Origin of the sequence: Kitasatospora sp. NBC_01250, assembly GCF_036226465.1 — a bacterium.
Lineage (GTDB): Bacteria > Actinomycetota > Actinomycetes > Streptomycetales > Streptomycetaceae > Kitasatospora.
Window position 1 is genome coordinate 1,395,350 of record NZ_CP108476.1, and the last position, 12,068, is coordinate 1,407,417.

The window sequence follows — 12,068 nt, forward strand, 5'->3', positions numbered from 1 at the left end:
CCACTCTCCCCTGCCCTGGAGCCCACCATGTCCCGCCCGAGCAAGCTGAAGACCACCTCCGCCGCCGCCCTCGCCAGCCTCCTGTTGCTGACCGGTCCGGCATTCGATGCCTGGGCCCGGGCATCGCAGGACAGAGCCGGGCCCGCCACCGACTGCGCGGTGCTCGCCCCGGGTGCCTCCGCCACGGCCGAGAGCGCGGTGCGCGCCGCCTGCAGCCAACTCGGTGTCTGGTACAGCTGGGGCGGCGGTCACGGCCCCACGCCCGGAGCGACCTACGGCCATCCCGACGGGGTCGACCCGGCCAGCAACGACGACGGCCAGCGCCTGGGTTTCGACTGTTCCGGCCTGGTCCGGTACGCCTACGCCCAGGCCACCGGCCAGGACGAGCTGAACGGCGACGCCGGCCAGCAGTTCTACACCCTGCACGCGGCCCAGCGCTTCACCGCCGACCAGGGCACCGCCCCGCTGCTCCCCGGCGACCTGCTCGCCTACGGCAGCTCCGACAACCTCCACCACGTCGCCGTCTACCTCGGCGCCGGCCAGATGGTCGAGGCCCGCCAGTCGGGCACGCACATCATGGTCAGCCCGGTGCGGCTGGGCGGCGACTACTTCGGCGCCGTGCGGATCGACCCGGGCCCGGTGACCGGACCCACCGCCCAGACCTGGGGCACCGGCGTCTGGACCCACGCCCAGGCGTCCACCGACAGCCCGCGCGTCTACGCCTTCGCGGACTCCACCACCGTGCGGGTCACCTGCCAGAAGCACGCCCAGAGCGTCACGGCCGAAGGCCTGACCAACGACGCCTGGTCCTTCCTCCCCGATTACCAGGCCTGGATCAGCAACATCTACCTCCAGGGTCCGGCCTGGCTCGACTCCGTCCCCACCTGCTGAGGAGCACTCCCATGACCAACACCTCCTGCCCGGTCAGCACCACCGGCACCTCCTGGCTGCGCACGGCCGCCGCCGGGGCCGCCATCGCCCTGGGCGCCGCCCTCCTGATCGCCGCGCCGGCCGGTCCGGCCGCCGCCTCGGCCGGTGACTGCGCCGGTGGGGCCAACGGCTTCGTCGACGTCTCCGACAACGCCACCGGCACCGTCCAGCGCTCCGCCTCCCACGATGGCGACACCATCAGCCTGCAGTCCGCCGGCGGTCGTGGTTTCGCCAAGATCGAGGGCACGACCCGCTCCGGTGAGAGCGTCTGGATGGACTGGACCCGCGACGGTGGGCACACCTGGCTGCAGTGCGGCCCGTTCAACGTCGACCGCGGCGACAACTCCTCCAAGACCTCCCCGTCCCAGGCCACCAGCGCCGACCCCAACTACCGCTTCCGCGCCTGCGGCCTGACCCTCGACCAGGTCATCACCTGCACCGACTGGTGGTAGGCCGTCCCGGCTGGTGCTAGGCCGTCCCGGCTGAGGCGCGGGCCCCGCTGAGGTGCCGGCGCCTCCGAGCTCCTTCAACTGGTCGTACGCCGCCTGCAGGAAGCGTCCGTCCAGGCTCGGCCCGCTGTTGGCCAGTGCCGCGAGCCCGGTTCCCGTCGACGGGCAGAAACCGACGAACGCGGTGAAGCCCCGGGTGGCACCGGTGTGGAGCACCAACGCGCGTCCGCCGGCCCGGCGCAGGTTCCAGACCAGACAGAGCTCGTCACGGTTCGGAGTCCTGGGCCGCACCAGGCGCGGACGTTGGACCTCCCGCAGTGCCCGGGCGAGCGGGAGGCCCGGCGTCTGCGGCTCCACCCATCCCGAACTGCCGCCGGCGGCAGCCAGGTGGGCCCGCAGACACCGGGCCAGGTCGCGGGCCGTGGAGCGCACGGCACCCGCTCCGGGCAGCCCCGGAATCCGCCAGGGCGCCAGCAGCCGGCCGTGCCAGTGGCCGACGGCCGACGCTTCCAGGTCGGGCCCGCACCCCGTCCGTGTCGACCCGAGGGGTAGCAGCACCCGTTCGGCGAGCGTGTCCGCGTAGCGGGTGCCGACGTCCCAGGGGGCGTGGTCCGGTCCTGGGGCGCACGGTCCCGAGAATCCGACCCCTGGGAAGCCGAATCTGGCAAAGCCCACTCCTGCGTACCCGAGAACCAGCAGACATGCTGGGGAAGTTCGAGGCATCGGCGCCAACCGGCCGATTCGGGCCCGGTCAGCCGAGCGCGGTCGGCCAGGCGCCCTCGCGAGCCAGCAGGTACTCCTTGCGCTCCAGCCCGCCCGCATACCCGGTGAGTGAGCCGTTGGCGCCGATCACCCGGTGGCAGGGGCGCAGGATCAGCAGCGGGTTGGCTCCGATCGCGGTGCCGACCGCGCGGACCGCGGGGCGCGCCAGGCCGAGCTGCTCGGCCAGCCGGCCGTAGCTGGTGGTGGCGCCGTAGGGGATGGCGTCGATCGCCTGCCAGACCCGCTCCTGGAACTCGGAGCCCCGGGTGCGGAACTCCACCGCGAAGTCCTTCAGGTCCCCGGCGAAGTACCGGCGCAGTTGCTCGGTGATCTCCGCGAAAGCGGCCGGGTCGGCCCGCCAGTCCGGCTGGACGGTGGGCGCGCGACGCTGCCCCGTCATCGACAGCGAGCACAGCGCCGTCCCGCCCGGCGCGGTTGCGGACTCCTCGCCGACCAGCAGCAGCTCGCCGAGCGGGCTCTCGATGGTGGTGTAAACGGTGCTGGTCACGGCAGCCGACCTCTCTCGCTGGATGCGCTGTACCCCTCTACTGTGCCGCCTCCGGACGGGCTGGACCGGCGGATTTCGGACACGGCACTCCCGCACCTTTTGTTCACACTTCAATCACAAGGTACCGTCGACTTTAGTTCAAATTCGAATCACTGCTCCCAGCAGCCGACGCAAAGGACGCCGATCATGGTCTCGCCGCCCCGCCGCTCCCCCATCGACCGGCCCGCCCAGCAGCCCGCCGACCGTCGCACAAGGGCTGCCACGGCCCGGGCTGCGGCCCGGCGGGCGGAGCAGCGGCGTCGGCTGCTGCTCCGCTCGGCGGTCGGGGTGCTCGGGCTCGCGATGCTCGGCGGCCTGGCCGCCGTCGTGGTGAGCGACCGCGGCAACGGCACCGCCACGGCCACGGGCACGGACCCGGGTCCGGGCACCGGCACCGGCACCGGCACCGGGATACCGCCCCAGCCGCGTACCACCGCCGAGGGCCGCACCGGCGCGCCGCCGTGGGAGGCACCCGCCGATCCGGCGGCGGCGGTCACGGCGGCGGGTCTGCCGATGCTGGGCTCCGAGGGCACCGTCGAGCACATCCACGCCCATCTGGACATCTACCTGGACGGCCGGGCGGTCGCCGTCCCCGCGCTGGTGGGCATCGACGAGGGCGCCCAGCGGATCAGCCCGCTGCATACCCACGACACCAGCGGGGTGATCCACATCGAGTCCCCGGTCCGGGCGGACTTCACCCTCGGCCAGTTCATGACCGAGTGGCAGGTGTCGCTGGCCGCCGACCATCTGGGCGGCGCCCGGACCGATGCCGCCCACACGCTGACGGCCTACGTCAACGGCAGGCCGGTGACCGGGGATCCGGCCGCCATCAAGCTAGGCGCGCACGACGAGATCGCCCTCGTCTACGGCACGAGCACCGAGAACGCCCAGGTCTCCGTGCCCAGCGGCTACGCCTGGCCGAGCGGCCTGTGATCCGCGCCGGCTACCGCCCGGGGAGCCGGTTCCCCGGGCGCACCGGCGCGGGCGGGGCGGGCGGCGCGGGTCAGTAGCCGGTCGCTCCGTCCAACCGCTCGCGCAGCAGGTCGGCGTGGCCGTTGTGCCGGGCGTACTCGGCGACCATGCCCACCAGGATGCGGCGCAGCGAGATCGGCTCGCCGCTCATCGGCGCGGTGGCGAGCGCGTCCAGCGAGGGCGCGGTGGCCACGATCGCGCGGGAACGATCGCACTCCGCCCGCCAGACGGCGAAGTCGTGCGCCGCGTCCGCTCCGGTGAACTCGAAGTCCTGGTCCGGGTCGTCATCCGCGTAGTAGAGGTGCGGGAGCTCCTGGCCGGCGAACTGGCGGCCGAACCACCAGCGCTCGACGCCGGCCAGGTGCCGCACCATGCCGTGCAGGCTCAGCCCGGAGGGCGCCACGCTCTTCTCCGCCAGCTGGGCGGCCACCAGCTCGGCACACTTCAGTTCGAAGGTGGCGCGGTGCCAGTCGAGGAAGGCGGTCAGCATCTCGCGCTCATCGGCGACCCGGGGCAGCGGCATGCGGGTGTCGAGGCTCGAGGGCCAGCTCGGTGCGAGGTTCTGCGGCGGGATCTCGTTCATGCGCGCGATCGTGCCAGAGCGCACCGACAATCGAGCCCAGGGCGTCACCGCGGGGCGGGTTCCAGCGGGGCTCCAGCGATTGTCAGTTGATTGTCAGTGACGGCGTCTAAGGTATCCGCCGTGATCACCGCGCCGACCGAACTCCTCTCGCTGCCAGCCGATCTGATAGCCCTTCAGCAGGAGGTGCTCAGCGCCGACCGGGCGGTCGGCGACCATGCACTCGCCGTGCGCGGCCGACGGCGCGCGGCGTTCCCCGCGACCTGGCAGGCCGTCCAGCGGTGCACCTGGGAGGCGGGCGAGCAGGCCGAGTTCGACCGCCGCTGGGAGGCCTATGTGCGGGCCGGGGCAGCGGTGCGGGCCCACCCGGTGCTGGTCCGGGCCCGCACGCTGGGCATCGAGGCGACGGTGCTGCGCGCCCTGCGGGAGGCCGCCGCCGGACCGGCCGGCAAGGGCCCGTCCGGGAGGCCGTGAGGCGTCGGGTCCGATCGCCCGGGCCCCGGTCGCTCGGGCATCGGTAAGAGGCGGCCGAGGACGGCCGGGGCAGGAGACGGCCGGGTCAGGAGGCCGCCGGACCCGGGCCGGTGCCGCGGCCGAGCACCCGGGTCACCTTGACCTCGATCACCACCCGCTCCGGGTTGGGGCGCGGCGCGCGGTAGCGCCGTGTGTAGCGCTCCTCGGCATCGGCCACCGACTCGGCGTCCTGGCGCACCACGGCCCGACCTTCGAGGGTCGCCCACCGGGCGCCGTCCACCTGACAGAGCGCCACCCGCGCGCCCGCCTCCCCGGCCGCCAGGACGTTGCGCGCCTTGCGGCTGCCGCTGCTGGTGATCACCCGGGCGATGCCGGTGGCCGGGTCGTAGGTGGCGCCGACCGGGACAACGTGCGGGGTGCCGTTGGGCCGCAGCGTGGTCAGGGTGCAGAGGTGGCGCTCCGCCCAGAAGGCGAGGAACTCCGCGCTGAGCACGGGCGCGGCATCGACACCGGCAGGGGCTGGGGTTGGGGCTGTGACTGGGGTGGCGACGGCAGGAGCGTCAGGGGCGGTCATGCGCTCAGCCTACGGTCCGCCGGCCGGTGAGCACGGGGTGAGCGCTGGTGGCCGATGGCTCGGGCTGCACGGGCGGCGTCCGGACCCTGGGACTCCGGCGCGATCGCCCCGCGGTCACGGGCTGCTGAGCACCGTGAAGTGAGCCACCTCGGGCGGCTGCTCCAGATAGGTCCGTTCCTCGTCCGACCAGACCGGCCGCTTCGCCCATGCCGGACCGGCGTAGCCGCGCAGCGCCTCCTCGTCCCGCCACCTGGTCACCACCAGCACCCGGTGCGGGCCTCCGGAGAGCGAGCACAGCAGTTCGCCGCCGAGACAGCCGTCGAGTCCCGCCAACTGCGGCAGCATCTCCGACTGGATCACCGCGCAGAACTCGGTCACCAGCTTCGGCGCGACCCGCGCCTCCCAGATCCGGACGATCATCGTTACCTCCTCCACCAGCCCGGCCGGCGGGAGGCCGGCAGCCCCCGGAAACGTCGGCCCCAGAGGCCACCCACGGAGAGTCCACCTCCATTATCGACGCCCACCCGGCCCGGCCACTGGGCGCCGCCTCCCGACGCGTGCTCCCTCCCGCACGCACGGCGCCGCACCATCGGGGTGGCGGTAGGCTGGCCGCCAATCGAGCGTCGTGCCGAACCGGCTGCGGCCGGTCCCGGCGCGACGCGCTCGGACCACACGACGACCGGGTGATCCTGCGTGACGGTCTTCCTGTTGGCGATCGGCGCGGGCTGCTGCCTGGGCCTGGGCTTCGTGCTCCAGCAGCACGCGGCGCAGCGGGCCCCGCGCGCCGACCTGCTGCGTTGGCGGCTGCTGCTGGACCTGCTGAAGATGCCCGAGTGGCTGGCGGGCATCGCAGCCATGGTGACCGGCCTGGTGCTCAGCGCCTGGGCGCTCGCCCTGGGTGAGGTCTCCCTGGTGGAGCCGCTGCTCACCACCAATCTCGCCTTCGCCATGGCCCTGGCCAGCGTGCTGAGCAGACAGCGGCTGGGGCGTTCGGGCTGGGGCGGGGTGGTGGTGCTGGGCCTCGGGGTGACGGCGTTCATCCTGGCCGGTGATCCCCGGGAGGGCAGGCCGCAGGCGGGCGAGCTGCGGCACTGGCTGGTCTTCGGCGTGGTGGCGGGTCTGGCCCTGCTGCTGGTCTCCTTCGGGCGGCGCCTGCCGCGCTTCGAGGAGGCGACCGTCCTCGCCCTGGCGGCCGGGCTGCTCTACGGCCTGCAGGACGCGCTCACCCGCGCCACCGCCAGCCGGATCGACGCCGGCGGGGTGGCGGCGGTGCTGGGCCACTGGGAGCCGTACGCGGTGGTGGGCCTCGGGGCTTTCGGACTGCTCCTGGTGCAGAGCGCCTTCGAGGTGGCACCGCTGCGGATGTCGCTGCCGGCGCTGACCGCGGCGCAGCCGCTGGCCGGGATCGTCTGCGCGGTGGGGTTCCTCGGCGACCGGCTGCGGGTCACACCGGGGGCGCTGGCCTGGGAGGTGGTCGGGCTGCTGGCGATGCTGGGAGGCGTGGTGGTCCTCGGGCGCCATCCCTCGCTGCCGAACGCCTGTGGGAGCAGGACCGCCGAGATGCAGAAGGCCTCCCCGTGAAGCGGGGACCGGGACCGGCGGCTCGCACCCGGTGCCCCGCCGGCGCGTCCACTGGCGGGATGTCAGCCGGGTGGGAGCGAGAGGCGGGGAGACCTGACAGGTTGTCGGGGTTCGGTCCGCTGCCGACTGGGGAGTCTGCAAGGACACCCGTCGCAGCCTCCCGTCACAGCCGTCCCCCGGTTCCCGGTCGGTCACTCGATCGCCGACTGTCACCCGAACGTCGGAGTGACGCGGGGACGTCCAGGTCGTTGGCACGTCAACGACCCGTCCCGACGGCCCCGGCCCCGACAGCTCCAGGCCCCATCAGCTCTCACTGATTCAGGAGCGCTTCCCATGTCGCAGTCCCAGATCGTCCGCGCCGCCCTCGTCCAGACCCGTTGGACGGGCGAGCAGTCCTCGATGCTGGATCTCCATGAGCGGTACGCCCGGGAGGCGGCCGCCCAGGGGGCGCGGATCATCGGGTTCCAGGAGGTCTTCAACGCCCCCTACTTCTGCCAGGTCCAGGAGCCGGAGCACTACCGGTGGGCCGAGCCCGTCCCGGACGGGCCCACCGTGACCCGGATGTGCGCGTTGGCCGCCGAACTGGGCCTGGTCATGGTCGTGCCCGTCTACGAGGTGGAGCAGAGCGGGGTGTACTACAACACCGCCGCCGTGATCGACGCCGACGGCACCTTCCTGGGCAAGTACCGCAAGCACCACATCCCGCAGGTCAAGGGCTTCTGGGAGAAGTACTACTTCAAGCCCGGCAACCTCGGCTGGCCGGTCTTCGACACCGCGGTCGGCAAGGTCGGTGTCTACATCTGCTACGACCGGCACTTCCCCGAGGGCTGGCGGGCGCTCGGGCTGGCCGGGGCGCAGATCGTCTACAACCCCTCCGCGACCAGCCGCGGCCTGTCCGGCTATCTGTGGCAGCTGGAACAGCCGGCCGCGGCCGTGGCCAACGAGTACTTCGTGGCGGCGATCAACCGGGTCGGCGTGGAGGAGTACGGCGACAACGACTTCTACGGCAGCTCGTACTTCGTGGACCCGCGCGGTCAGTTCGTCGGCGAGGTGGCCTCCGACAAGGAGGAGGAGCTGCTGGTCCGGGACCTGGACCTCGGGCTGATCGAAGAGGTCCGCCAGCAGTGGGCGTTCTACCGCGACCGCAGGCCCGACGCGTACGGGCCGCTCACCCAGGCCTGAGCGACCGGCGCCGCGCACTCGACCAGGCCAGTCGACCGCGCAGGCACTCGACCCCCGCAGACGGCGACGCCGCACGCATGCGAACCCGCAGACCGAGGAGGGCTCCATCCGATGACCACGACCGACCTCCCGACCGCCGGCCTGCGGGCGCGGCACCGAGCCGTGCTGCCGGCCTGGCTGGCCACCTACTACCGCGAGCCGATCGAGCTGACGCACGGCGAGGGCCGGTACGTCTGGGATGCCGAGGGCAACCGCTACCTGGACTTCTTCGGCGGCATCCTGACCACGATGACGGCTCACGCGCTGCCCGAGGTGACCAAGGCGGTGGCCGAGCAGGCCGGCCGGATCCTGCACACATCCACCCTCTACCTCTCCTCGGCGATGGTCGAACTGGCCGAGGAGATCGCCGCGTTGTCCGGCATCCCGGACGCCAAGGTGTTCTTCACCTCCTCGGGCACGGAGGCCAATGACGCCGCACTGCTGCTGGCCACCACCTTCCGGCGCTCCAACCAGATCCTCGCGCTGCGCAACAGCTACCACGGCCGCTCCTTCTCCACCGTGGGCATCACCGGCAACACCAGCTGGTCCCCCACCAGCCTCTCGCCGCTGCAGACCCTCTTCGTGCACGGCGGGGTCCGTGACAGCGGGCCCTACGCGCGGCTGACCGACGCCGAGTTCATCGCGGCCTGCGTGACGGACCTCAAGGAGATGCTGGGCCAGGCCGAGGGGACGGTGGCCGCGCTGATCGCCGAGCCGATCCAGGGTGTCGGCGGCTTCACCCACGGGCCGGACGGTCTGCTCGCCGCCTTCAAGGAGGTCCTGGACCAGCACGGCATCCTGTGGATCAGCGATGAGGTGCAGACCGGCTGGGGCCGTACCGGTGACCACTTCTGGGGCTGGCAGGCGCACGGCCAGGCAGGCCCACCGGACATCCTCACCTTCGCCAAGGGCATCGCGAACGGGATGTCCATGGGCGGGGTGGTGGCCCGCGCGGAGGTGATGGACTGCCTGGGCGCCAACTCCATCTCCACCTTCGGCGGCAGCCCCATCACCTGCGTGGCCGCCCTGGCCAACCTGCGCTACCTGCTGGAGCACGACCTGCAGGCCAACGCCCGCCGCACCGGAGCACTGCTGCGGGCCCAACTGGAGGCCGCCCGGCTGGAGTCACCGATCGTGCGCGAGATCCGGGGCCGCGGCCTGATGCTCGGCGTCGCGCTGACGGATGCCGCCGCAGCCACCGCCGTCCTCGAACACGCGCGGTCCCTCGGGCTGCTGATCGGCAAGGGCGGCCGGGCCGGGGACGCGCTGCGGATCGCCCCGCCGCTCTCCCTCACCGAGGACGAGGCCCGCGAGGGCGCGGAGCTGCTCATCGAGGCGCTGCGGCGGGCCGCCGCCGGAACGGAGGCAGGAGCATGACGCGCACCCTGATCAGCGGCGGACTGGTGATCACCGCCGCCGAGGAACTCACGGCGGACGTGCTGATCGAGGACCAGCGGATCGTGGCACTCGCCAGCACCGGCAGCGAGGTGGCGGCCGGCTGGCAGGCGGACCGGGTGATCGACGCCCAGGGGCGGTACGTCATCCCCGGCGGGGTGGATGCCCACACCCATATGGAATTGCCGTTCGGCGGGACCAAAGCGTCGGACAGCTTCGAGACCGGTACCCGGGCGGCAGCCTGGGGCGGCACCACGACCATCGTGGACTTCGCCGTGCAGCAGGTGGGCGGCTCGCTGCGGGCGGGACTGGACAGCTGGCACGCCAAGGCCGAGGGCAACTGCGCGATCGACTACGCCTTCCACACCATCGTCTCGGACGTCACCGACGACGTGCTGAAGGAACTGGACCTGCTCACCGAGAGCGGTGAATCGACCTCCTTCAAGCTCTTCATGGCCTACCCCGGCGTCTTCTACAGCGACGACGGCAGGATCCTGCGGGCGATGCAGCGCTGCGCCGGAAACGGCGGGCTGATCATGATGCACGCCGAGAACGGCATCGCGATCGACGTCCTGGTCGCGCAGGCACTGGCGGCCGGCCACACCGACCCGCGCTATCACGGCGAGGTGCGCCGGGAGCTGTTGGAGGCGGAAGCGACCCACCGGGCGATCAAGCTCGCCCAGGTGGCCGGCTCACCGCTCTACGTGGTGCACGTCTCCGCCGCCTCCGCACTGGCCGAGCTGACCGCGGCCCGGGACCAGGGGCTGCCGGTCTTCGGCGAGACCTGCCCGCAGTACCTCTTCCTCTCCACCGACAACCTCGCCGAGCCCGACTTCGAGGGCGCCAAGTACGTCTGCTCCACCCCGCTGCGCCCGCGCGAACACCAGGCGGAGCTGTGGAAGGGCCTGCGCACGGACGACCTCCAGGTCGTCTCGACCGACCACTGCCCGTTCTGCTTCGTCGGCCAGAAGGACCTGGGGCGCGGGGACTTCTCGAAGATCCCCAACGGGCTGCCCGGCGTGGAGAACCGGATGGACCTGCTGCACCAGGCGGTGGTGGAGGGCCGGATCTCCCGACGGCGCTGGATCGAGATCGCCTGCGCCGCGCCCGCCCGGATGTTCGGCCTCTACCCGCGCAAGGGCACCATCGCGCCCGGCGCCGACGCCGACGTGGTGATCTACGACCCCGCCGCGACCCAGACCATCTCGGCCGCCACCCACCACATGAACGTCGACTACTCCGCCTACGAGGGACGGCAGGTCACCGGCCGGGTGGAGACCGTGCTGTCGCGCGGCACCGTGATCCTGGAGGACGGCCGCTGGCTCGGCCGCGCCGGGCACGGGGGTTTCCTGCGACGGGGTACCTGCCAGTACCTGGGCTGACCCGGGCAGGCCTTCCCGCGCACCACGTCCCCGCACCGAACCCGGGTGCCCGCTCCGGGTTGCCCACCCCTTCGACGAACGGACCCCGTGCATGGACATCGGACTCGTGCTGCAGACCGACCCGCCCGCCCGACTGCTGGTGGAGCGGATGCAACGCGCCGAGGCGGCCGGCTTCAGCCATGGCTGGACCTTCGACTCCTGTGTGCTCTGGCAGGAACCCTTCGTGATCTACAGTCAGATCCTCGCTCGGACCGAGCGGCTGACAGTGGGGCCGATGGTCACCAATCCCTCCACCCGGACCTGGGAGGTGACCGCCTCGCTCTTCGCGACCCTCAACGACATGTTCGGCAACCGGACCGTCTGCGGCATCGGGCGCGGGGACTCCGCGATGCGGGTGGCCGGGCGGCGCCCGGCCACCCTGGCCCGGCTCAGCGAGGCCATGCACGCGATCAAGGAGCTGGCCGAGGGACGCCCGGTGGTGGTCGACGGCACCGAACTGCGCCTGCCCTGGGTCAGGGACGGCCACCTGCCGATCTGGATGGGCGCCTACGGCCCCAGGGCCCTGGAGCTGACCGGCCGCCAGGCGGACGGCTTCATCCTGCAACTGGCCGACCCGTATCTGACCGAATACATGATCAAGGCGGTGCGGTCGGCCGCGACGGCCGCCGGTCGAGACCCGGACTCGGTGCGCATCTGCGTCGCGGCCCCGGCCTACGTCACGGCGGACGACTCTCCGGCCGCGCTGGCCCACGCCCGTGAACAGTGCCGCTGGTTCGGGGGCATGGTGGGCAACCACGTCGCCGACCTGGTCACCCACTACGGCGAGCACTCGGACCTGGTCCCGGAGGCGCTCACCGCCTACATCAAGGACCGGCAGGGCTACGACTACAGCCACCACGGACGCGCGGACAACCCCGACACCGGGTTCGTACCGGACGAGATCGTGGACCGGTTCTGCCTGATCGGCCCGCCGGCCGCCCACCTCGCCCGGCTGGAGCAGTTGCGCTCGCTCGGCGTCGACCAGTTCGCCGTCTACGCGATGCACGACGCGATCGAGACGACCATCGACCTGTACGGCAGCGCGGTGATCCCACAGCTGTGATCCCACAGTTCTGAGCGCACAGTTGTGATCCCACGGTTCTGAGCGCAAGGCCGGGGGCTAGGATCCGTGACGGGTCGTCAGCAGACCCGATCACACGGA

At 72.4% G+C, this 12,068-nt stretch carries 13 protein-coding genes and 1 pseudogene; 9 read left to right on the forward strand and 5 right to left on the reverse strand.

Annotated features, from left to right (window positions below; all coding sequences use genetic code 11):
- The first annotated feature begins 27 nt into the window (after positions 1–27).
- Positions 28–891 carry a C40 family peptidase gene (locus OG500_RS06255; protein ID WP_327065383.1) on the forward strand — a complete coding sequence of 288 codons (864 nt, stop codon included), beginning with the start codon at positions 28–30 and terminating at the stop codon, positions 889–891.
- Positions 892–902: 11 nt separating this feature from the next.
- A complete protein-coding gene (locus OG500_RS06260; RefSeq protein WP_327065384.1) occupies positions 903–1,382 on the forward strand; it encodes a hypothetical protein in 480 nt (159 codons plus the stop codon).
- A gap of 96 nt (positions 1,383–1,478) precedes the next feature.
- On the opposite strand, the pseudogene OG500_RS06265 reads toward OG500_RS06260, so the two are convergent.
- Positions 1,479–2,201 (reverse strand): annotated as a pseudogene (locus OG500_RS06265) (serine hydrolase); the annotation flags it as partial.
- Positions 2,131–2,649: a methylated-DNA--[protein]-cysteine S-methyltransferase gene (locus OG500_RS06270; protein WP_327065387.1), complete on the reverse strand. Its 519-nt coding sequence runs from the start codon at positions 2,647–2,649 to the stop codon at positions 2,131–2,133. The pseudogene OG500_RS06265 and the gene OG500_RS06270, both read right to left, overlap by 71 nt.
- A gap of 186 nt (positions 2,650–2,835) precedes the next feature.
- On the opposite strand from OG500_RS06270, the gene OG500_RS06275 reads away from it, so the two are divergent.
- Positions 2,836–3,621 (forward strand): hypothetical protein, encoded by a 786-nt coding sequence (locus tag OG500_RS06275; protein ID WP_329577499.1) that lies wholly within the window; start codon positions 2,836–2,838, stop codon positions 3,619–3,621.
- Positions 3,622–3,691: 70 nt separating this feature from the next.
- Here the strand turns inward: OG500_RS06275 and OG500_RS06280 are convergent, their stop codons facing one another.
- Complete coding sequence (locus OG500_RS06280; RefSeq protein WP_329577502.1) at positions 3,692–4,243, reverse strand: DinB family protein; 552 nt, start codon at positions 4,241–4,243, stop codon at positions 3,692–3,694.
- A gap of 120 nt (positions 4,244–4,363) precedes the next feature.
- Between OG500_RS06280 and OG500_RS06285 the strand changes: the two genes are divergently transcribed.
- Positions 4,364–4,714 (forward strand): hypothetical protein, encoded by a 351-nt coding sequence (locus tag OG500_RS06285; protein WP_329577505.1) that lies wholly within the window; start codon positions 4,364–4,366, stop codon positions 4,712–4,714.
- Positions 4,715–4,799: 85 nt separating this feature from the next.
- On the opposite strand, the gene OG500_RS06290 is transcribed toward OG500_RS06285, so the two are convergent.
- Both OG500_RS06290 and OG500_RS06295 read right to left on the reverse strand, forming a co-directional pair.
- Positions 4,800–5,207 (reverse strand): pyridoxamine 5'-phosphate oxidase family protein, encoded by a 408-nt coding sequence (locus OG500_RS06290; protein WP_329577508.1) that lies wholly within the window; start codon positions 5,205–5,207, stop codon positions 4,800–4,802.
- Between the two features lie 195 nt (positions 5,208–5,402).
- Positions 5,403–5,708: an antibiotic biosynthesis monooxygenase family protein gene (locus OG500_RS06295; RefSeq protein WP_327065392.1), complete on the reverse strand. Its 306-nt coding sequence runs from the start codon at positions 5,706–5,708 to the stop codon at positions 5,403–5,405.
- Positions 5,709–5,981: 273 nt separating this feature from the next.
- Between OG500_RS06295 and OG500_RS06300 the strand changes: the two genes are divergently transcribed.
- The 5 genes from OG500_RS06300 (at position 5,982) to OG500_RS06320 (ending at position 11,969) form a co-directional block, all read left to right on the forward strand.
- On the forward strand, positions 5,982–6,869 hold the full coding sequence (locus tag OG500_RS06300; RefSeq protein WP_327065393.1) for a DMT family transporter: 888 nt from the start codon (positions 5,982–5,984) through the stop codon (positions 6,867–6,869).
- Positions 6,870–7,202: 333 nt separating this feature from the next.
- Positions 7,203–8,051 carry a nitrilase-related carbon-nitrogen hydrolase gene (locus OG500_RS06305; protein ID WP_327065394.1) on the forward strand — a complete coding sequence of 283 codons (849 nt, stop codon included), beginning with the start codon at positions 7,203–7,205 and terminating at the stop codon, positions 8,049–8,051.
- Between the two features lie 111 nt (positions 8,052–8,162).
- The gene (locus OG500_RS06310) at positions 8,163–9,467 is read left to right on the forward strand and encodes an aspartate aminotransferase family protein (protein WP_327065395.1); all 1,305 of its coding nucleotides are present in this window, start codon (positions 8,163–8,165) and stop codon (positions 9,465–9,467) included.
- Positions 9,464–10,867, forward strand: coding sequence for a dihydropyrimidinase (gene hydA, locus OG500_RS06315; RefSeq protein ID WP_327065396.1), 1,404 nt, complete (start codon positions 9,464–9,466; stop codon positions 10,865–10,867). The genes OG500_RS06310 and hydA overlap by 4 nt, the downstream gene beginning before the upstream one ends.
- Before the next feature lie 91 nt (positions 10,868–10,958).
- Positions 10,959–11,969 (forward strand): TIGR03842 family LLM class F420-dependent oxidoreductase, encoded by a 1,011-nt coding sequence (locus OG500_RS06320; RefSeq protein WP_327065397.1) that lies wholly within the window; start codon positions 10,959–10,961, stop codon positions 11,967–11,969.
- Positions 11,970–12,068: the final 99 nt, after the last annotated feature.